Raw genomic sequence first — 20,471 nt, forward strand, 5'->3', positions numbered from 1 at the left:
ATAGAATATAAGGAAAAGCTGAAAAATCGTGCAACAGGACAAAATATAAACGAGCCGAGGGGATAAATAAACCCCCCGGCGAAGCATTGTGAGAATTGTCTTAGAGATGTGTGACGATATCTTTAATTAATCCTGGCCCCTGATAAATAAAGCCTGAATAGATCTGAACCAGCGTGGCCCCTGCCGCAATCTTTTCACGCGCAGCGGTCAGAGAATCAATGCCGCCTGCGCCGATAATCGGCAGGCGTCCCTGCAGTTCCTGTGAGAGGCGCTGAATGACCGCCGTGCTGCGCGACTGGACAGGCCGTCCGCTTAAGCCACCGGCTTCCTCAGCATGCTTAAGACCCGTTACCAGGGAGCGATCGAGCGTGGTATTCGTCGCAATCACGCCATCAATCTGGTGACGTACTAAACTGTCCGCTACCTGAATTAACTCCTCTTCAGAGAGGTCCGGAGCAATTTTTACGGCCAGCGGAACATATTTGAGATGACGCTGTTCCAGCGCTTTTTGTTTCTGTTTAATGGCGGAAAGCAGATCATCCAGAGCCTCACCATATTGCAGTGAGCGCAGACCGGGAGTGTTAGGTGAGGAAATATTGATGGCGATATAACCGGCGTGGGCATACACCTTTTCCATGCAGATCAGGTAATCCTCTTTTCCCTGCTCAACCGGCGTATCTTTATTTTTGCCGATATTAATCCCCAGTACGCCGTTAAAACGCGCTTTTTTCACGTTTTCGACCAGGTGATCGACCCCCAGATTATTGAATCCCATGCGATTGATAATCCCGCCCGCTTCAACCAGTCGGAACATGCGCGGCTTATCATTGCCTGCCTGAGCGCGCGGCGTGACGGTGCCAACTTCAACAAACCCGAAGCCCATCGCCGCAAAGGCGTCAATGCACTCCGCGTTTTTATCCAGGCCCGCGGCCAGGCCAAGGGCATTTTTAAAGGTCAGTCCCATACAGGTGACCGGACGCGACGGCAGATTCTGGCGATAAAACCGTTCCAGCGGGGTGCCATTCATAAAGCGCAGTTGCTGAAAGGTGAGTTCGTGCGCGCGTTCGGGGTCGAGTTTAAACAGCGCCGGTCGGACGATAGGATAAAACATGCACTCTCCTGAAGGACGGAAGCAATCGTGAAAGTCGGTGCACGGGAAATTGTGCGCCAGAATGGTAAAGTGCTCTGGCGCAAAAGTAAATCGAAGGGCGGAAAGGCGGGAAGTTAAGTCACCTTGCTTTGATCTTACGCAGCGGAATCGTTTACGGGGCGATTTTCCACCTGAGAGGGAAAGAGATATTCCCGCAGGATACCGTGACGATGCATGATGCCAAAAATGCCGAGACAGACAAACGCTTCCGCGCCCACCATCGACCATGCCGCGCCGATTGCGCCAAACTTCCAGGCCAGGAAACAGCAGAGCGGTACGTTAATCACCCCCGCCGCCATCATGACCCACATACGCTGGCGCGCCAGGCCGTGTGGGATCAGGATCTGTAATCCGGCCGGATAGGCGATGTTGCCAAACAGGAAGCAGAGTACAAAGACGCGCAGCACATCCGCCGACGGAATAAAGTCTTTACCCAGTAAAATCGAGACGACAAGGTCAGCAAAAAACCAGGTAAAGATGACAATCGACAGACTCAGAGAGAATGAGAGCAGCAGACTTTTGCGTGTTGCGGCAATCGCGGCGCGTTTATCCCGGCCGAACAGGTGGCTGACGCGCGGAAAGAAGGCGCTCCCGATCTGCTCCGGCACGGAGTTTGCCGCTTTACGCAGGCGATCGGCACCGTTATAGATCCCCACCATATAGGTAGAGGTAAAGGTCGCCAGGATCACCACGTTGACGCTGTTAAACAGGTTGGCCCCGGCAATGGCAATAAAGACATCCATGCTGTCGGTGATGCGCTGTTTAATTTCACGCGGTTCAAAGCGGTAATGGCCAATGACTTTCATCTCCAGCACAAACTTCAGCGTTATCGCCGCACTGATCATGGAGACGACGCCAGGGATCAGCGCAGCCAGCCAGGTGTCCTGCGGAGATTTCACCAGCAAAAAGGTCAGCGGAATGGCGCAGAAGTTTCCGAAGGTGGCAATAACTGCGGTTTTGCCCAGCTTCTCAAAGCCCTGCATGAGCCAGCCAAAGGAAAACAGCGAGCCAACCAGCGTCGTGCAGTTCGCCAGCACAATAAAGAACAGTGAGTGCCAGGCGGGATTAAACCAGGTGGCGGTGAGCAGCGTGCCACTGGTCAGCAGCAGCAGCATCAGCTTGGCGTTGAAGGTGGACCAGAAGAGCTGACTGACACGCTCCTTGTCGTCACGATGGTGAGCAATATCTTTGGTGGTAAAGACATTGAATCCCCAGTCGGAGATGGTGCTGCAATAGAGCACGCAGGCGATCGCCAGCGCCAGCGTACCCATCTGTTCTACCCCCAGAACACGGGCCAGATAGGGCAGCGTAGCCAGCGGAAACAGAAACGACGCGCCGCGATACGCCAGCAGTGAAAAAATATTAATAATCAGACTTTTATCGAGTACTTTTGCCATGACGCAACAACCTTATACACATTGCATGTCTCACCTTCTCATTTCGCTAAGGCATAAACAATATCGCTTCAAATTTTTCAGAATCCGGCTGCTTTTGCAGGATCAGGCGGCACGACTGAGCTCTTTTTTAACTTTGTAATGCTGTAACGCAATAAAGAGTTCAGGGCGATTGAACAGTAGCCACTCCTTGACGTTTTCTGTTTTGACATTACGGCCCAGGAAGCGGATGGCATTCAGGACATATTCCGGCACGGGGGTGCCATTATAGAGTGACAGGTAGATCATCAGGCGAAACGAATGAACTAAATAGGCTTTCTCCAGCGAACTGCGCCAGGCGGATTTCGTGATCGAGCTGTTTAACGTACTGTAGGCGTGCATAAAAGCGTTATAACGCTGGTAGAAAAACTCATTACTTTTGGTACTGTTGGTCAGCGAGCCATTACGGATACGCTGTTTATAATAAACCTGACGGCTGACCCAGGCCTGCTGACTTTTTACAAACACGGAGAGCGTGAAGTTGTGATCTTCATGAACGCGTCCAACAAAGCGTAATTTATGCTGCTCGACAATTCGCTTACTGACGATATAACTCCAGGCCGCCGAGGTATATCTGCCGTTTCGCAGCAGATGCAAAAAGACCTCCTGCGATTTCTGCTGGCCAAAAATTTCGTGTCTGACTTTAGGTGAGGTGACATCAATCTGCCCATCCCGAAAAACGCAGGAGTTGAAACAGAACAGGTCGGTTTCCGGGTGCTGTTCCGCGACCGTCGCAAGTTCCGCCACCAGCCCATCAACCACGACATCATCCGGGTCGCAGAAAAAGAGGAACTGGCCTCTGGCCTGCTCAATGCCCACATCGCGAGCACGACCGGCGCCGCCGTTTTCCGTAGTAATTATTTTCACCTGAGAAAGATGCGCATAATTCTGTTCAAGTAAGGCCAGCGTTCCGTCGGTGGAGCCATCATTCACAATGAGAATTTCATTGGGAGATTTAACCTGGCGCAATAAGGAATCAACGCACTCGACAATATATTTCTCAACGTTGTAGGTTGGAATAATTACGGATAACAGGATGTCAGACATAGGTAATTCTCAGCTGTTAAAAATAACAAAACGATTCACCTGCCTGATGCAGGTCCTGACCAGAGGCGAAGCGATGAAAAGAGTGAGAGGCTGATATTCTGTTTCTTTGATTCAGCCCGATTATCTTAAACCGGCTTCGTAAAAAAAGACCAGTCGTAAAAAATATCTTAACGTTTCACAGGACTATCACTGTTAAAAGACGTGCATCAATATCCTGCTGCAATGTTAAAACCGTTGAGGATTGATTTAAAAATAGGTGATAAAGCAGACGTAACCAGATTCAGGAATCTGTAAGCGAACGTCTGAATCCGTGAAAAACGTCACCATTGCTTCATTTTTATTACACTCTGCCTTATGGCATAAATCCTAATAACAGACGAAGGAAGCTCACCACCAGTCAGTTTCCGTGCTGCTTCTGACCCGGCCGCTGCGCTTAATGAAGTTGTTGGCCACAATCAGAATGTTCAGGCAATCAGACGAGAGCGATTTTTTTCGGGCATTCCGCCTGTTTTCGCAATCTTGTATCACCCTCCTTAATGAATCGTTTCTCTGTTTGCCCTGAAATTAAGAATATTCGGAATGTCCCCGGATGCGCCCCGGTTTCTGCCGCTTCTATTTGCAGTTTTTACGCTTACTTTGCCGGATAAATCATTTAAGCCCACTGCCCTGCTCTGACAGTATGAAGGCATAAGTTCTCAACATTTGATAATCAATAACTTTTAGTTATAAGGAGTGATGATGCGAGTTATTACGCTGGCAGGCAGCCCACGGTTCCCCTCCCGCTCAACTTCCCTGCTGACGCTGTGTCAGCACAAGCTGGAGGCGCGTGGCGTTGAAGTCATTCCCTGGAATATTCACAACTTTCAGCCTGACGATCTGATCAATGCGCGCTTTGATGCGCCTGCCCTGCTGGCATTACGCGAGGACCTGGCCTCAGCGGATGGGCTGATTGTGGCGACCCCGATCTATAAAGCCTCATTTTCGGGGGCGCTGAAGACCCTGCTTGACCTGCTGCCGGAACGCGCGCTGGAACATAAAGTGGTGCTGCCACTGGCCAGCGGCGGCAGTGCCGGTCATATGCTGGCGCTCGACTACGCCCTGAAGCCGGTTCTCAATGCCCTGAAGGCGCAGGAGATTCTGCACGGCGTTTATGCCGAGGATCATCAGGTGGTTCATTATGACCGGCAGCCTGAATTGCAGGCCTCTCTGGCAGAGCGTCTGGATGAAGCGGTTTCCGCCTTCTGGCTGGCGCTGACCCGTCACCACCACCCCGTTGCGCAAGCGGTTTAAGGAAAGAGCAATGAAGCAGAGATTAGGAAAGTGGCTGGTTGCGGGACTTCTGCTGGCGGGCCTTCAGGTTCAGGCCGCCGAATCCGACCCGGCTGAAATTCGTATCGGTTATCAGAAAGGCTCAGTCAGCATGGTGCTGGCAAAGTCGCATCAGTTACTGGAGAAGCGTTTTCCCCATACGCATATTAAGTGGGTCGAGTTCCCGGCGGGCCCTCAGATGCTGGAAGCGCTGAATGTGAACAGCATCGATCTCGGCAGCACCGGCGACCTTCCGCCGCTGTTTGCGCAGGCCGCGGGCGCTGATCTGCTCTACGTAGGTTCTGAGCCGCCGAAACCGAAATCAGAAGTGATTCTGGTGCCGAAAAACAGCCCCCTGAAACAGGTGGCGGATCTGAAAGGGAAAAAAGTCGCCTTCCAGAAAGGCTCCAGCTCGCACAATCTGCTGCTGCGCGCGCTGCAGCAGGCGGGACTCTCCTTTAACGATATTACGCCGGTCTATCTGACGCCCGCCGATGCCCGCGCCGCTTTCCAGCAGGGCAACGTTGATGCCTGGGCTATCTGGGACCCCTACTACTCCTCCGTGCTCCAGCAGGGTAACTCGCGCCTGCTGATCGATGGCAGCTCGCTCAACCTGACCGGCTCGTTCTATTTAGCGACCCGCAGCTATGCCGAAGCCCATGGCGCCTTTATTCAGCAGGTGCTCGACACGTTCAGTGCGGCCGATGCGCTCACCATCAGCCAGCGGCAGCAGAGTACCACCCTGCTGGCTCAGGCGATGGGCCTGCCCGAACCGGTTATCGCCAGCTATCTGGATCACCGGCCGCCGACCCGCATTTCACCGGTCAGTGCCGAAACGGCCGCCGCGCAGCAGCGCACCGCCGATCTCTTTTATGCCAATCATCTGTTGCCAGTCAAAGTGACGATTCAGGATCGTCTCTGGCATCCCCACACCGTCACGCAATAAGGAGCAACAATGAGCGTATCTGTTTTCTGGTTCCTGCCAACCCATGGCGACGGACACTATCTTGGCACGGCCGAAGGGGCGCGACCGGTTGATCACGCCTATCTGCAGCAGGTGGCGCAGGCCGCTGACCGTCTTGGCTTTGGCGGCGTCCTTATCCCGACCGGCCGCTCCTGTGAAGATGCCTGGCTGGTGGCCGCCTCGCTGATTCCGGTCACTCAGCGTCTGCGGTTTCTGGTGGCGCTGCGGCCGGGTGTGATTTCACCGACGCAGGCCGCCCGTCAGGCCGCCACCCTGGATCGCCTCTCTAACGGGCGGGCGCTGTTCAACCTGGTGACCGGCGGCGATCCGGAAGAGCTGGCGGGCGACGGGGTGTTCCTCGATCACCGCGAGCGTTACGCGGAGTCCGCCGAGTTTACCCGCGTCTGGCGTCGGGTCCTTGAGGGGGAAACCGTCGACTATGAAGGCAGGCATGTGCACGTTCGCGGGGCGCGGCTGATGTTTAAACCGGTCCAGCAGCCTCGTCCGCCGCTCTGGTTTGGCGGCTCCTCAGAACCGGCGCAGGAGCTGGCCGCGGAGCAGGTTGATGTCTACCTCACCTGGGGCGAGCCGCCTGCGCAGGTCAAAGAGAAGATTGAGCAGGTGCGCGCGAAAGCGGCCGCTCAGGGCCGGACCGTGCGGTTTGGTATTCGTCTGCATGTGATTGTGCGAGAAACTAATGAAGAGGCCTGGCAGGCGGCTGACCGGCTGATTGCCAATGTGGATGACGCCACCATCGCAAAAGCGCAGGCGGCATTCCAGCGCGCCGATTCTGTCGGACAGCGTCGCATGGCCGCGCTCCACGGGGGTCGCCGCGACAAGCTCGAAATCAGCCCGAACCTCTGGGCAGGTGTCGGTCTGGTGCGCAGCGGTGCCGGAACCGCGCTGGTGGGTGATGGCCCGACCGTTGCCGCCCGGATCAAAGAGTATGAAGCGCTGGGTATCGAGACCTTTATTCTGTCAGGCTACCCACATCTGGAAGAGGCTTATCGCGTCGGGGAACTCCTGTTCCCGCATCTCGACCTGCAGGTGCCGCTGGTCCCTCAGCCTCGCGTTGTTCAGGCGCACGGTGAAGCGGTAGCCAACGATTTTACCCCTGAGAAAAAAGTCGCCCGGGGCTGAGGAGAGCAGAATGGCCAGAACCCGAAAACGTCTTGCCGATACGCTGGTGCCGTGGCTGCTGCCTCTCCTGCTGATCGTGGTGTGGCAGATTGCCTCACAAACCGGCTGGTTATCAACCCGCATTCTGCCCGCGCCGGAGAAAATCGTGACCACCTTCTGGCGGCTGACGGTTAGCGGCGAACTGTGGCAGAACCTGGCGATCAGCAGCTGGCGGGCGCTGGTCGGTTTCGCTATCGGCGGCTCCATCGGTCTGATACTTGGACTGATTACCGGCACCTCAAAAACCGGTGAGCGTCTGCTCGATACCTCGGTTCAGATGCTGCGCAACGTGCCGCATCTGGCCCTGATCCCGCTGGTGATCCTCTGGTTCGGTATTGATGAGTCGGCCAAGATTTTCCTGGTGGCGCTGGGCACGCTCTTCCCTATCTACCTCAACACCTATCACGGCATCCGCAATATTGACCGCGGGCTGATTGAGATGGCCCGCAGCTACGGCCTCTCCGGCTGGAGTCTGTTTATCCAGGTGATCCTGCCCGGCGCGCTGCCGAATATCATGGTCGGCGTGCGTTTCGCCCTCGGCCTGATGTGGCTGACGCTGATCGTCGCGGAGACCATTTCCGCCAACGCCGGCATCGGCTATCTGGCGATGAATGCGCGGGAATTTCTGCAGACGGATGTGGTGGTGGTCGCCATCATTCTCTACGCCCTGCTCGGTAAGCTGGCGGATGTCGCCGCGCTGCTGCTGGAGCGTGTCTGGCTGCGCTGGCATCCCGCTTATCAATTAAAGGAGGAGAACGCATGAGTCCGATTCTCTCACCGGCACGCCTCAACACCGGCACCCCGGTTGGCGTCAACGGCGTCAGCAAACAGTATGGCAACCGCACCATTCTCAATAAAATTGACCTGCATATCCCTTCCGGTCAGTTTGTGGCGGTCGTGGGCCGCAGCGGCTGTGGCAAAAGTACCCTGCTGCGCCTGCTGGCCGGGCTGGAGCACTGCTCCAGCGGTGAGCTGCTGGCGGGCAATGCACCGTTGCAGTCGGCGCGCGACGATACCCGTCTGATGTTCCAGGATGCGCGACTGCTGCCGTGGAAAAAAGTGATCGATAACGTCGGCCTGGGGCTGCGCGGACGCGAATGGCGCAGCGCGGCGCGGGATGCCCTGGCGGCAGTCGGACTTGCCGATCGGGCTGATGAGTGGCCTGCCGCGCTGTCGGGAGGCCAGAAACAGCGGGTTGCGCTGGCCCGGGCGCTGATCCATCGTCCCGGTCTGTTGCTGCTGGATGAGCCACTGGGGGCGCTGGATGCCCTGACCCGCATCGAAATGCAGGGACTGATTGAGTCGCTGTGGCAGCAGCATCACTTTACCGTGCTGCTGGTCACGCACGATGTCAGTGAGGCGGTTGTGATGGCGGATCGGGTGCTGTTGATTGAGGAGGGAGAGATCGGGCTGGATCTTCAGGTCGATTTGCCCAGGCCGCGACGCCGGGGATCGGCACGACTTGCCGAGCTGGAAGCGGAGGTGCTGGATCGGGTGATGCAGCGCACAGAACGCACTCCACCGGTGCGACTGGCGCAGCAGCGCTAAAAAAAGGCGGAGGCCGTCTCAGACGCTCCGCCTTTTTATTATCAGGCGTTCAGCGCCCGGGTGATTTTCTCGTAGAGATCGCCAGAGAGTTTATCCAGCGTCAGCAGTTCTTCCAGCGCCTCGCGCATCATCTCCTGACGCGTTTCGTCATAGCGTTTCAGGCGAATCAGCGGCTCCACCATCCGTGCCGCCACCTGCGGATTACGGGTGTTGAGGTCAGTCAGCATCTCGACCAAGAACTTATAGCCGCTGCCATCTTTTGCATGGAAAGCAGCAGGGTTCGCGGAGGCAAAGGCACCCACCAGCGAGCGAACGCGGTTCGGGTTACTCATCGTGAAGGAGCGATGCGTCAGAAGCTGACGCACGTTGCGCATCACGTTGGCAGCCGGACTGGTCGCCTGCAGCACAAACCATTTGTCCATGACCAGACCATCCTGATGCCAGCGCTCATCATACGCCGCCAGCAGCGCATCGCGGCACGGCAGCTGCGCCGCCACAGCGGCAGAAAGAGCGGCCAGCGCATCAGTCATGTTGGTCGCCTGCTGATACTGCGCCTGCACCAGTTTGTCCGCCAGCTGCGCATCGCTGAAGGCGAGATAGGTCAGGCAGATATTTTTCAGGCTGCGCTGACCAATCGCCTCATGCTCCACCCGGTACTCGGGCTGCTGATTGGCGTTGTAAATCGCAAAGAATTCATCGGCCAGTTCGCGCGCCAGCGTACGCTGCAGCGCATCCCGCACCAGTGAGATGGCCTGCGGATCGATAACGTCAAACAGCTCGGCAATCTCATTTTCTGACGGCAGCGTCATGATCAGCGCGGTCAGTGCCGGGTCGCAGTCGGTATCAAGCAGCACTGCGCGGAATGCGTCGGCGACGTGCAGTGGCAGCGACAGATGCTGACCCTGCTGATAGCGGGCGACATTGAGGCGGATATAGGTAGCCAGCAGGCTCTGAGCCGCATCCCAGCGGGAGAAGTCGTTGCGGGCATGGCGCATCAGGAAGGTAAGCTGCGCGTCACTCCACTTATAGTCGAGCTTCACCGGCGCAGAGAATTCACGCAGCAGCGACGGCACCGGCTGGAAGTAGACGTTGTCGAAAATAAAGGTCTGGAACTCCTCGGTAACATTCAGCACATGATGCACCGGCTGCCCATTATGCTGCAGCGGGATCACCTTGCCTTCACCATCATAGAGTTCGATATCCAGCGGAATGTGCAGCGGCAGCTTCTCTTTCTGGTCGGCGGTGGCTGGCGTGTGCTGGGTAACATGCAGAGTGTACTGTTCCAGCTCCGGATTATAGTCGTCACGGACCGTCAGGACCGGTGTACCCGACTGGCTGTACCAGCGGCGGAACTGCGACAGGTCGACGTTTGAAGCATCTTCCATCGCCTGAACAAAATCATCGCAGGTTGCCGCGCTGCCGTCGTGGCGCTCAAAATAGAGCTGCATGCCTTTCTGGAAATTCTCCTCACCCAGCAGCGTGTGCATCATGCGGATCACTTCCGATCCCTTTTCATACACGGTCAGAGTGTAGAAGTTGTTCATTTCGATCACCTGATCCGGGCGGATCGGGTGCGCCATCGGGCTGGCATCTTCGGCGAACTGTGCACCACGAACGATGCGCACATTATCGATGCGGTTCACCGCGCGCGAGCCCAGATCGGAGCTGAACTCCTGATCGCGGAAGACCGTCAGCCCCTCTTTCAGGCTGAGCTGGAACCAGTCGCGGCAGGTCACACGGTTACCGGTCCAGTTATGGAAATATTCATGACCGATTACGGCTTCAATACCAAGATAATCTTTGTCGGTCGCGGTTTCAGCTTTGGCCAGCACATATTTGGCGTTAAAGACGTTGAGGCCTTTGTTTTCCATCGCCCCCATATTAAAGAAGTCTACTGCCACGATCATAAAGATGTCGAGGTCATACTCCAGACCGAAACGCTCCTCATCCCACTTCATGCTGTTTTTCAGCGAGGTCATCGCCCAGTCAGCGCGGTCGAGATTGCCGCGGTCGACGAAAATCTCCAGCGCCACATCCCGGCCTGAGCGGGTGGTAAAGCTGTCGCGCAGCACGTCGAAGTCGCCCGCCACCAGCGCAAACAGATAGCAGGGTTTCGGGAACGGGTCCTGCCACTTCACCCAGTTGCGCCCCTGATCGTCCTGGCCGCCGTCGATCCGGTTACCGTTCGAGAGCAGATAGGGATAGCGATTGCCGTCGGCATAAATGGTGGTAGTAAAACGCGCCAGCACATCCGGGCGATCGAGATACCAGGTAATATGACGGAAGCCTTCAGCTTCGCACTGGGTGCAGAGCGCCTCACCCGATTTGTACAGTCCTTCCAGCGCGGTGTTCTGATCCGGATGAATATCGTTGATGATTTTCAGGGTGAAGCTTTCCGGCAGCTGACTGATGACCAGCGCCCCCTCTTCTTCACGGAACGCCGTCCAGGGCTGCCCGTCGATTTCCAGCGCAATCAGCGTTAACGCCTCTCCGTCCAGGCGCAGCTCAGCCTGGCTGTCGCCCAGCCGTTTGACCTGGCTGATGGCCGTTACGCGGGTGGTCGACGCATCCAGTTCAAAGGTTAAATCGATGTCGGTGATGGTGTAATCAGGCGCACGGTAGTCGTGGCGATACTTGATTTGGGGCTGTTGCGTCATATTCCGTCTCGCGTTGTTATAAGTTTACCGGCAAAGTCTAAGCTTGTTACAACAAGCTTGCCACGCACAATGCAGCTAAAGGGTGAAATGTCTACAGTTTGTTAACAAAGGCACAGATTGGCCTCGACCCGCCGGACTGAAATATGCTGTGATCGGCGTCAGATAGTGAATTATACTTTTGCGTCTTTATGACTGTGTACAACACCGGGCTCTGCGCCACCGAACAGGATGCTGAAACGCGCCATGACAGGACATGCTTCCCCGATACTGACCTCGCTGCTGGATACGGACGCCTATAAGCTCCATATGCAGCAGGCCGTTTTCCACCGCTACCATGACGTAACGGTGACGGCGGAGTTTCGCTGCCGCGGCGACGAACTGCTGGGTCTCTACGCTGACGAAATTCGTGACGCGATAACCGCAATGCAAAATCTGGCGCTGACTGAAGATGAAGCGACCTGGTTGTCTCATCTTCCCTTCTTTCGCGAAGATTACCTGAGCTGGCTTCGCCAGTTCCGCTACAAACCGGAGCAGGTTGAGGTGCGCAATCACCACGGCAAGCTGGACCTTCGTATTCAGGGGCCGTGGCGTGAAGTGATACTGTGGGAGGTGCCGCTGCTGGCGCTGATTAGCGAGATTGTGCATCGTCATCGCACACCGCAGGTCACCACTCAGCAGGCGATTGATCACCTGCATCATAAGCTCAGCGACTTTAACGCGCAGGTGGCCGACCTCGACATGTCACGCTTCCGCCTGATGGATTTCGGCACCCGCCGTCGCTATTCACAGGATGTACAGCAGTCGATTGTCGCAACGCTGAAACAGGATTTCCCCTGGCTGATTGGTACCAGTAACTATGACCTGGCGCGCCGCCTGTCACTCACGCCAGTGGGCACCCAGGCGCACGAGTGGTTTCAGGCGTTCCAGCAGATCAGTCCCGTTCTGGCGAACAGCCAGCGGGCAGCACTGCAGGCGTGGCTGGATGAGTATGACGACCAGCTGGGTATTGCGCTGACCGACTGTATCGCCATGGATGCGTTCCTGCGCGACTTTGGCCCGGTGTTCGCCCGCCGTTATCAGGGTCTGCGCCACGATTCCGGCGATCCGGTTGAGTGGGGTGAGAAAGCGCTCGCCCACTATCAGAAGCTGGGTATCGATCCCTTAAGCAAAAATCTGGTCTTTTCTGACAATCTGAATCTCGACAAAGCGCTGGCGCTTTACCGCCATTTTGGTCAGCGAACGAATGTGGTTTTCGGTATCGGCACCCGCCTGACCTGCGATATCCCGGGCGTCACGCCACTGAATATCGTCATTAAACTGGTGCAGTGCAACGGTAAACCGGTGGCAAAACTTTCCGACAGTCCGGGTAAAACGATCTGTCAGGACAAAGCCTTTGTCAGAGCGCTGCGTAAAGCCTTTGACCTGCCGCTGGTGAAAAAAGCGAGTTAAATCCCCGCTTATCGGGGCGTCAATACGCCCCGCCTCTGCTGTAATAAATCTGTTTTCAGCCTGAATTTTGCTTGTTTCCTGAAGACTCGCAAGTAACATAGCAAAACCCCGGATGGGGCAACTTTTTTTACTCACTTCTTCTATATAGAGAGATATTTATGAGCGTAGTGCCTGTAGCGGACGTACTGCACGGTCGCGTCGCGGTTGACAGTGAAGTCACCGTACGTGGTTGGGTGCGTACCCGAAGAGATTCCAAAGCCGGTCTTTCCTTCATCGCCGTGTATGACGGCTCCTGCTTTAATCCCGTTCAGGCTGTCGTCAATAATTCTCTGAATAATTATCAGGATGAAGTGCTGCGTCTGACCACAGGCTGTTCGGTTATCGTCACCGGTAAAGTGGTGGCTTCGCCGGGTCAGGGCCAGGCGTTTGAGATTCAGGCGACCCATCTGGAAGTGGTGGGTTGGGTGGAAGATCCGGACAGCTACCCGATGGCGGCTAAGCGCCACAGCATTGAGTATCTGCGTGAAGTGGCTCACCTGCGTCCGCGCACCAACCTGATTGGCGCGGTTGCCCGCGTCCGCCATACTCTGGCGCAGGCGCTACACCGTTTCTTCCATGAAAATGGCTATTTCTGGGTCTCCACCCCGCTGATCACCGCGTCAGACACCGAAGGCGCAGGCGAGATGTTCCGCGTTTCGACGCTGGATCTGGAAAACCTGCCGCGTGACGATCAGGGCAAAGTCGATTTCGCTGAAGATTTCTTTGGCAAAGAGGCATTCCTGACCGTATCGGGTCAGCTGAACGGTGAAACCTATGCCAGCGCCCTGTCGAAGATTTACACCTTTGGTCCGACCTTCCGCGCCGAAAACTCTAACACCAGCCGTCACCTGGCGGAATTCTGGATGCTGGAGCCGGAAATTGCGTTTGCTTCGCTGGATGATGCCGCAGCACTGGCCGAAGCCATGCTGAAATATGTCTTTAACGCGGTGCTGGAAGAGCGCGCTGACGACATGGCCTTCTTTGCTGAGCGTGTCGATAAAGAGGCTGTTGAGCGCCTGCAGCGTTTCATCACCACCGATTTTGCTCAGGTCGACTACACCGATGCGATTGAAATCCTGAAGAACTGCGGTCAGACCTTCGAGAACCCGGTGTCCTGGGGTATCGACCTCTCCTCTGAACACGAGCGTTATCTGGCAGAGAAACACTTCAAAGCGCCAGTGGTCGTGAAAAACTATCCGAAAGATATTAAGGCGTTCTATATGCGCCTGAACGAGGATGGCAAGACCGTGGCGGCGATGGACGTTCTGGCGCCGGGCATTGGTGAGATCATCGGCGGTTCACAGCGTGAAGAGCGTCTGGATGTGCTGGATGCGCGTCTGGAAGAGATGGGGCTGAATAAAGAGGATTACTGGTGGTATCGTGACCTGCGTCGCTATGGCACCGTTCCGCATTCTGGCTTTGGTCTGGGCTTTGAACGTTTAATCGCCTATGTTACCGGTGTACAAAATGTCAGGGACGTTATCCCCTTCCCACGCACCCCACGTAATGCGAGTTTCTGACATTCGGCATTAAATATAAGAAAATCATATATATAAAGAGGTCGGCACTGCCGGCCTTTTTTTATTTTTGTAAATTTTGAGTTCTCTCACAAAGTTCCGTCTTTTTTACATTTTGTAATACATATTTTCCTTTAGAAACCAGATTACGAGTTTAGTAGCATTTTCGCGCTAGAATTACAGCGGGGGGGATGGAAAGATGCGTGCAGACACAGGAAGACACCAAACTTCGTTGAGGGTTCTGTAAAGATTTCCTTACGGCAGTGGCAGGTGTACAAATAACTCCAATGAGGGTAATGAATAATGATGAAGCGCAATATTCTGGCAGTGGTTATCCCTGCTCTGTTAGCCGCCGGCGCAGCCAATGCTGCCGAAATCTATAACAAAGACGGCAACAAACTGGACCTGTACGGTAAAGTCGATGCACGTCACCAGTTCTCTGACGACGCTGGCAGCGACGGCGATCAGACTTATGTGCGTTTCGGCTTCAAAGGCGAAACTCAGATCAATGACCAGCTGACCGGTTACGGCCAGTGGGAATACAACATTCAGGCGAACAACTCTGAAGGTGATGACGCACGTGATGGCACCAAAACCCGTCTGGGCTTTGCCGGTCTGAAATTCGGTGATGCAGGTTCAATCGACTACGGCCGTAACTATGGTCTGGTTTACGATGCAATCGGCTGGACCGATATGCTGCCAGTATTTGGTGGCGACTGGGGTAATTCAGACAGCTTCATGAACGGTCGCAGCACCGGCCTGCTGACCTACCGCAACACCAACTTCTTCGGTCTGGTTGATGGCTGGGATTTCGCAGTTCAGTATCAGGGCAAAAATGACCGTACCGACATTAGCCGTGCTAACGGTGACGGCTATGCGCTCTCAACTTCATACACCTCACCAATTGGTGTTGGCATCGTTGGTGCTTACAGCAGCAGCGACCGTACTAATTCACAGGCAGCGGGTGTTGCTGTCAATGGTAACGTAGTTGGTCAGGGCAAACGTGCTGAGAACTGGGCAACCGCGCTGAAATATGATGCGAACAACGTTTACCTGGCAGCGATGTACGGTGAAGGCCGTAACGCTACCGCTATTGGCGTCCCTGTAGCTAACACTGACGACTCAGTGGGTGCATTTGCCAATAAGAGCCAGACTATTGAGTTAGTTGCTCAGTACCAGTTCGACTTCGGTCTGCGTCCATCCATCGCATACGTGCAGCAGAAAGGCAAAGATATCGAAGGTATCGGCGATGCTGACCTGTACAAATATTTCGATGTTGGCGCGACTTACTACTTCAACAAAAACATGTCTACCTATGTTGATTACAAAATCAACCAGCTGGATGACAACAACCGCCTGAATCTGAACACAGATGACGTGGTGGGTGTAGGCCTGGTTTACCAGTTCTAATCCTGCTTTAAACATGTTGAAAAACGGGGCCACGGCCCCGTTTTTTTATGGCTGTTAATCACAACCTCTGCGCTGCTTAACCCCTTTCCGCTCTGCGTTAACGTCTTTATCTCCCCGTCGCGCAATCCGCACCGCAAAATAGAGCATTTTGATTCGCAAACGGTTGGCATTTGCTTGGCCGGACGTTAACCTGAGAGCCCTCTTGCAAACGTTCACGCTAATGGACCTGACACATGTTTGAATCGATCTCTGCTGCACCCGCCGATCCTATTCTCGGGCTCGCCGATCTGTTTCGTGCTGATGACCGCCCTGAAAAAATCAATCTGGGTATCGGCGTCTATAAAGACGAAACCGGCAAGACCCCGGTGCTGACCAGTGTTAAAAAGGCTGAGCAGTATCTGCTGGAAAACGAAACCACCAAAAACTATCTCAGCATTGATGGTCTGGCGGATTTCGCGCGCTGCACGCAGGCCCTGCTGTTCGGCAATGACAGCCCACTGATTAGCGCGCGCCGCGCACGTACGGCACAGACGCCAGGTGGCACAGGCGCGCTGCGCATTGCGGCAGATTTTCTGGCCACGCAGACGGCGGTAAAACGGGTCTGGATCAGCAATCCCAGCTGGCCGAATCATAAAAATGTGTTCAATGCTGCCGGTCTTGAGGTGTGTGAATATCACTATTATGACGCGGCAAACCATACACTCGATTTTGAGGGAATGCTGGCGTCGCTGAGTCAGGTTCAGCCTGGCGACGTGGTACTTTTCCACGGCTGCTGCCATAACCCGACCGGTATCGATCCGACAGCGGAGCAGTGGCAGAAGCTGGCAGAGATCTCACAGGCGAATGGCTGGCTGCCGCTGTTCGACTTCGCTTACCAGGGCTTTGCCCGTGGTCTGGACGAAGATGCCGAAGGCCTGCGTATTTTTGCCGCGTCACATCAGGAGCTGATTGTCGCCAGCTCATACTCGAAGAATTTTGGTCTCTACAATGAGCGCGTGGGGGCCATCACGCTGGTAGCGGCCGACGCCGGCGTAGCAGAAACCGCATTCAGTCAGGTGAAATACACCATTCGTGCCAACTACTCCAATCCCCCGGCGCATGGTGCGGCCGTCGTCGCGACGATTCTGAGTAACGACGCGCTGCGGACCATCTGGGAGCAGGAGCTGTCGGACATGCGTCAGCGCATTCAGCGCATGCGTCAGCTGTTTGTTAACACGCTGGCAGAGAAAGGTGCGCAGCGTGACTTCAGCTTTATCATTAAGCAAAACGGCATGTTCTCATTCAGCGGCTTAACCAAAGAGCAGGTTATTCGCCTGCGTGAAGAGTTCGCTGTGTATGCCGTTAACTCTGGCCGCGTGAATGTGGCGGGCATGACGCCGGACAACATGTCGGCGCTGTGCGAAGCGATTGTCGCGGTGCTCTGAGGCAGGCGATAAAACAAGAATGGGCCTGAGGGCCCATTTTTTATGGCAGCAAAAGGACTGTTTTTACTGCAGAAAAGGATTGCTGATGCGCTCCTGCCCCAGTGTGGAGATCGGGCCGTGGCCGGGCAGAAAAGTCACATCATCGCCCAGCGGCAGTAATTTAGTGTGAATCGCCTTAATTAACTGCTGATGATCGCCCTGCGGGAAGTCTGTTCGTCCCACGCCGCCATTAAAAATCACATCACCTGAAATCAGCAGCCTTCCGGGACGGTCAAAAAACACCACATGACCAGGGGAATGGCCCGGGCAGTGCAGGACCTCCAGCGTAGTCAGCCCGACCTGCACACTCTCCCCCTCTTCCAGCCAGCGATCCGGCGTAAAAGGGACGCACTCTTCCAGTCCGAACATCCGGCTCTGCGTGGGCAGCGCCTCCAGCCAGAAAGCATCCCGCTTTTGTGGCCCGACAATAGGGATCTGATAGTAAGCCGCCAGTTCTACCGCGGCTCCAACATGATCGAGATGACCATGGGTCAGCAGAATCTGAGCGGGTTTGAGTCTGAGCTGTTCCAGCGTTTGTTTAATCAGATCGGCATCGCCGCCTGGATCGACCAGAGCCGCTTCACGGGTGGTGTCGCACCAGATAACGGAACAGTTCTGGGCAAAGGCTGTAACAGGAATAATGTGGTAGTTCATAACGCTCCATGACCGGCTCACGCAGCGTCGCCGGTGTCGTTACCAGTGCCTGATCGGACCGGTATCAATATGTACAAAGTTACTGCGGGGATAATATCCTACACCACCCGCATGCAGAGATAACGCCGCTTTGCGTACATTGGCTAATGAAACCCCTTCAATATGGAAATCCATCGCCTGGCCTTTGGTGTGATAGCTATGCTTCGCGACTCCCGGACCGCTCTCACGTAACATATTGTTGGTCGCCAGTGAACGGTAGCCCGAGACCAGCTGGACAGGTTTGCGCGTACCGAGCAGTGCCTGCAGGCGGAAAATCTGATCGAAGAGGTGCGGATCAATGCTTTTCACTTTATTGGCGCGGTAGTCACGGAAAAAGTGATTTAATCGTGTCAACTCATCCTTGTCGTAACTCTTACCATTAAAAAATTCAGTTTTAAGGGTTTCACCGGTGTGAAGATTGTTAAGCATCAATACACGCGGGCGAGACGTTGAAAGCGAGGCCCTTGCAGAAGCGGGCAATAATGCCAGTCCGGCGGCGGCACTACCGCAAAGCAGCAGGTTGCGACGAAAAGAATCAATAGTAGACATGTAGCGGTTTACCTGAGAGTGAAGCCATAGAAATGTGCAAAAAGCGCACAGGCCGAACCATAACTTTCTCTCAGGTAAGCGTCAACCCATCTGGGGCGTGTTTGAGAGGCGATTCCCGAAGGAATCGCTCTCAGAGGATATTTCTTACGGTGCCAGGTGCGCCGCTAACGATTTAAAATCAATCACTAGAGCAGTAACTGTTTCGCCCGGCTCAGTGCCTGACTGCCCGAACGGGCGGTGTCATCATAATTGTAAATATCTGTTCGGAACTGCGGCTTGCCATCATCAGCAACCCAGGCAGTAAGGTAATAGAGATTGACCGGGATGCGATGGCGAATCGGCACATAACGGGTATCCCCCTCTTTCAGGGTGCTGGAAATACGGGAGTCGTTCCAGCCTGCATCCTGCAGTAACAACCCGGCCAGTTCTGATGCCTTATTCACACGCACGCAGCCTGAGCTGAGCGCACGAATATCACGCTGAAACAGGTTATGGTTTGGCGTGTCATGCAGATAGATGGCATCCGAACTAGGCATGTTGAATTTGTATCGGCCCAGCGCATTCGTCTGACCCGGAGCCTGAATCATCCGGTAAGGGAAGGATGCAGCGGAAACCATGCGCCAGTCGATCATGCTGGGATCGATCACTTCAGCGTCAGCACTCCAGCCCGACAGCAGGGTATAACCGTGCTTGTAGAGATAGGTGGGGTCCTGTTTCACTTTAGGGATGATATCTTTGCGCACCAGCGTCGTCGGCACATTCCACGGCGGATTGAGCACCACATTATTGAGCGCGCTGCGCATCAGTGGTGTTTTACGATCGGGACGCCCGACAATGACCCGGGAAGAGAGGATCTTGTTGCCGTTGTTGTAATAGATCAGCGAGTAGTTGGCGATGTTGACCATAATGCCGTTGTGCATATCATCCGGCAGCAGGCGCAGTCGCTGAATATTCAGCGCCAGTAACGAAGCGCGCATCTGGGGTGAGACGTTCAGCCACTGCCGCGTTCTGGCACCGATAGCGCCATCGCCATCCAGTCCCTGCCACTGCTGAAAACGTTTGACCGCCGCCACCAGCGTCTCGTCATAGACATTGGCGGTGTTGCCTTCCAGCGTCTGGCTCTGAACGTTGCCGGGTGACTGCGGCGATGGCGCAGGCAGATCGTTAACCGGCGTAGCGGAAGGACTCACTGCCACCGGCTGATCGCTGTGGGTTACCGGTGAAGGAGCGACCGGCACGGCATCATCATCCGGAGCCGGTGCGTTGCTCTGTGCGGTCAGCATGCCGCTGCGCTGCAGAATTTCACGCAGTGCGGGGACATCGTCACTGACCTGCCCCGGACGCAGCGTTTCGCTGTTCTTCAGCTGCGGCCAGGGTTGTTTATCACTGAGCAGCGCTTTCAGCGCAGCGTGCATCGGCTGATACTGAGGATGCTGCGGCTGCAGGGAAGCAACAAACGTACTGCTCGCGCCCGCATTGACCGCATTCTGCCACTGATTTACCACGGCCACCGACGGCTGTGTCAGCCTGTAGGGAACATTACTGTAGAGCCAGGTTTCCCCCTGCGTCGGCACGTTAGAGACAAACTGCAGGTAGCCCAGCATGGCGTCGGAGAGGGTCACGTCACGGGCAAAACCAGTGATAGCCGGGTTAGTCAGACGGTCAACCCAGCGCGTGAACTGCGGCTGAACGCCAGAGAGCGCCACCTCAGCCAGCTGCTGCTGAAACTTCTGAACCGCCTGCTCATCCTGCCAGAGCGGCTGCATGTGGCGGGACGCATACAGCGTTGCCAGCGGCGCGAGGTAAAATGGCTGATCGGCGCTGGAAAACGCCTGGCGGATACGTTGCTGACTGTCGGAAACCGAAACTGACGCGTGCGCGGTGCCGGGCATCGCGGCGATAACAGCGGCCTGTGGTAGCTTAAATGGAACAACCGTTAGCGCCAGCGCTAACAATGATATAACACGATGATGATTAACCTTTTTTGCCAGCAACATCCCTGCCCCCTTATCTTCTTAACTGCGCAGCGTTCCCTGTATCCGCTGCGATCGGGCTGTGACTCATT

16 protein-coding genes are annotated in these 20,471 nt (G+C 55.3%); 9 read left to right on the forward strand and 7 right to left on the reverse strand.

What is annotated here, in order from left to right; genetic code table 11:
- Positions 1-100: 100 nt before the first annotated feature.
- The 3 genes from pyrD to OJ965_RS14550 all read right to left on the reverse strand — a co-directional run bounded on the left by pyrD (position 101) and on the right by OJ965_RS14550 (position 3,630).
- A complete protein-coding gene (gene pyrD / locus OJ965_RS14540) occupies positions 101-1,111 on the reverse strand; it encodes a quinone-dependent dihydroorotate dehydrogenase (protein ID WP_111208088.1) in 1,011 nt (336 codons plus the stop codon).
- Positions 1,112-1,245: 134 nt separating this feature from the next.
- A complete protein-coding gene (locus OJ965_RS14545; RefSeq protein WP_009091062.1) occupies positions 1,246-2,547 on the reverse strand; it encodes a flippase in 1,302 nt (433 codons plus the stop codon).
- Positions 2,548-2,649: 102 nt separating this feature from the next.
- Positions 2,650-3,630 (reverse strand): glycosyltransferase family 2 protein, encoded by a 981-nt coding sequence (locus tag OJ965_RS14550; protein ID WP_140028306.1) that lies wholly within the window; start codon positions 3,628-3,630, stop codon positions 2,650-2,652.
- Positions 3,631-4,368: 738 nt separating this feature from the next.
- Between OJ965_RS14550 and ssuE the strand changes: the two genes are divergently transcribed.
- Genes ssuE through ssuB form a run of 5 tightly spaced genes read left to right on the forward strand, consistent with a single transcriptional unit; the run spans position 4,369 to position 8,629 of the window.
- Positions 4,369-4,920, forward strand: coding sequence for an NADPH-dependent FMN reductase (gene ssuE, locus OJ965_RS14555; RefSeq protein ID WP_009091065.1), 552 nt, complete (start codon positions 4,369-4,371; stop codon positions 4,918-4,920).
- A 10-nt stretch (positions 4,921-4,930) separates the two neighbouring features.
- A complete protein-coding gene (locus tag OJ965_RS14560) occupies positions 4,931-5,884 on the forward strand; it encodes a sulfonate ABC transporter substrate-binding protein (RefSeq protein ID WP_009091067.1) in 954 nt (317 codons plus the stop codon).
- A 9-nt stretch (positions 5,885-5,893) separates the two neighbouring features.
- Positions 5,894-7,042, forward strand: a complete 1,149-nt coding sequence (gene ssuD / locus OJ965_RS14565) for an FMNH2-dependent alkanesulfonate monooxygenase (protein WP_111209024.1) — start codon at positions 5,894-5,896, stop codon at positions 7,040-7,042.
- 10 nt (positions 7,043-7,052) lie between these two features.
- Positions 7,053-7,844, forward strand: a complete 792-nt coding sequence (gene ssuC, locus OJ965_RS14570) for an aliphatic sulfonate ABC transporter permease SsuC (RefSeq protein WP_265136588.1) — start codon at positions 7,053-7,055, stop codon at positions 7,842-7,844.
- Positions 7,841-8,629 carry an aliphatic sulfonates ABC transporter ATP-binding protein gene (gene ssuB, locus OJ965_RS14575; protein ID WP_150029717.1) on the forward strand — a complete coding sequence of 263 codons (789 nt, stop codon included), beginning with the start codon at positions 7,841-7,843 and terminating at the stop codon, positions 8,627-8,629. The genes ssuC and ssuB overlap by 4 nt, the downstream gene beginning before the upstream one ends.
- Positions 8,630-8,670: 41 nt before the next feature.
- Here the strand turns inward: ssuB and pepN are convergent, their stop codons facing one another.
- On the reverse strand, positions 8,671-11,286 hold the full coding sequence (pepN, locus tag OJ965_RS14580; RefSeq protein WP_150029718.1) for an aminopeptidase N: 2,616 nt from the start codon (positions 11,284-11,286) through the stop codon (positions 8,671-8,673).
- 243 nt (positions 11,287-11,529) lie between these two features.
- Here pepN and pncB point away from each other — a divergent pair, with 243 nt between their 5' ends.
- The 4 genes from pncB to OJ965_RS14600 all read left to right on the forward strand — a co-directional run bounded on the left by pncB (position 11,530) and on the right by OJ965_RS14600 (position 17,125).
- Complete coding sequence (gene pncB / locus OJ965_RS14585) at positions 11,530-12,735, forward strand: nicotinate phosphoribosyltransferase (RefSeq protein ID WP_009091077.1); 1,206 nt, start codon at positions 11,530-11,532, stop codon at positions 12,733-12,735.
- Between the two features lie 158 nt (positions 12,736-12,893).
- Positions 12,894-14,294 carry an asparagine--tRNA ligase gene (gene asnS, locus OJ965_RS14590; protein WP_009091079.1) on the forward strand — a complete coding sequence of 467 codons (1,401 nt, stop codon included), beginning with the start codon at positions 12,894-12,896 and terminating at the stop codon, positions 14,292-14,294.
- 300 nt (positions 14,295-14,594) lie between these two features.
- Positions 14,595-15,701 carry a porin OmpF gene (gene ompF, locus OJ965_RS14595; protein ID WP_276558943.1) on the forward strand — a complete coding sequence of 369 codons (1,107 nt, stop codon included), beginning with the start codon at positions 14,595-14,597 and terminating at the stop codon, positions 15,699-15,701.
- A gap of 233 nt (positions 15,702-15,934) precedes the next feature.
- Positions 15,935-17,125, forward strand: coding sequence for an amino acid aminotransferase (locus OJ965_RS14600; protein WP_009091082.1), 1,191 nt, complete (start codon positions 15,935-15,937; stop codon positions 17,123-17,125).
- 63 nt (positions 17,126-17,188) lie between these two features.
- On the opposite strand, the gene OJ965_RS14605 is transcribed toward OJ965_RS14600, so the two are convergent.
- The 3 genes from OJ965_RS14605 to ldtD form a co-directional block, all read right to left on the reverse strand.
- Positions 17,189-17,818, reverse strand: a complete 630-nt coding sequence (locus tag OJ965_RS14605) for an MBL fold metallo-hydrolase (protein WP_265136592.1) — start codon at positions 17,816-17,818, stop codon at positions 17,189-17,191.
- 39 nt (positions 17,819-17,857) lie between these two features.
- Positions 17,858-18,406: a peptidoglycan L,D-endopeptidase MepK gene (gene mepK / locus OJ965_RS14610; RefSeq protein ID WP_265136594.1), complete on the reverse strand. Its 549-nt coding sequence runs from the start codon at positions 18,404-18,406 to the stop codon at positions 17,858-17,860.
- A 185-nt stretch (positions 18,407-18,591) separates the two neighbouring features.
- Entirely contained in the window at positions 18,592-20,403 is a 1,812-nt protein-coding gene (gene ldtD, locus OJ965_RS14615; protein WP_265136596.1) for a L,D-transpeptidase, read from the reverse strand.
- Positions 20,404-20,471 lie beyond the last annotated feature (68 nt).

This window comes from Pantoea anthophila, assembly GCF_026104315.1.
Lineage (GTDB): Bacteria > Pseudomonadota > Gammaproteobacteria > Enterobacterales > Enterobacteriaceae > Pantoea > Pantoea anthophila.

Bases quoted from the DNA above. Each gene is read 5' to 3' on its own strand.
- pyrD (WP_111208088.1), bottom strand. From the start codon at position 1,111: ATGTTTTATCCTATCGTCCGACCGGCGCTGTTTAAACTCGACCCCGAA.
- OJ965_RS14545 (WP_009091062.1), bottom strand. From the start codon at position 2,547: ATGGCAAAAGTACTCGATAAAAGTCTGATTATTAATATTTTTTCACTG.
- OJ965_RS14550 (WP_140028306.1), bottom strand. From the start codon at position 3,630: ATGTCTGACATCCTGTTATCCGTAATTATTCCAACCTACAACGTTGAG.
- ssuE (WP_009091065.1), top strand. From the start codon at position 4,369: ATGCGAGTTATTACGCTGGCAGGCAGCCCACGGTTCCCCTCCCGCTCA.
- OJ965_RS14560 (WP_009091067.1), top strand. From the start codon at position 4,931: ATGAAGCAGAGATTAGGAAAGTGGCTGGTTGCGGGACTTCTGCTGGCG.
- ssuD (WP_111209024.1), top strand. From the start codon at position 5,894: ATGAGCGTATCTGTTTTCTGGTTCCTGCCAACCCATGGCGACGGACAC.
- ssuC (WP_265136588.1), top strand. From the start codon at position 7,053: ATGGCCAGAACCCGAAAACGTCTTGCCGATACGCTGGTGCCGTGGCTG.
- ssuB (WP_150029717.1), top strand. From the start codon at position 7,841: ATGAGTCCGATTCTCTCACCGGCACGCCTCAACACCGGCACCCCGGTT.
- pepN (WP_150029718.1), bottom strand. From the start codon at position 11,286: ATGACGCAACAGCCCCAAATCAAGTATCGCCACGACTACCGTGCGCCT.
- pncB (WP_009091077.1), top strand. From the start codon at position 11,530: ATGACAGGACATGCTTCCCCGATACTGACCTCGCTGCTGGATACGGAC.
- asnS (WP_009091079.1), top strand. From the start codon at position 12,894: ATGAGCGTAGTGCCTGTAGCGGACGTACTGCACGGTCGCGTCGCGGTT.
- ompF (WP_276558943.1), top strand. From the start codon at position 14,595: ATGATGAAGCGCAATATTCTGGCAGTGGTTATCCCTGCTCTGTTAGCC.
- OJ965_RS14600 (WP_009091082.1), top strand. From the start codon at position 15,935: ATGTTTGAATCGATCTCTGCTGCACCCGCCGATCCTATTCTCGGGCTC.
- OJ965_RS14605 (WP_265136592.1), bottom strand. From the start codon at position 17,818: ATGAACTACCACATTATTCCTGTTACAGCCTTTGCCCAGAACTGTTCC.
- mepK (WP_265136594.1), bottom strand. From the start codon at position 18,406: ATGTCTACTATTGATTCTTTTCGTCGCAACCTGCTGCTTTGCGGTAGT.
- ldtD (WP_265136596.1), bottom strand. From the start codon at position 20,403: ATGTTGCTGGCAAAAAAGGTTAATCATCATCGTGTTATATCATTGTTA.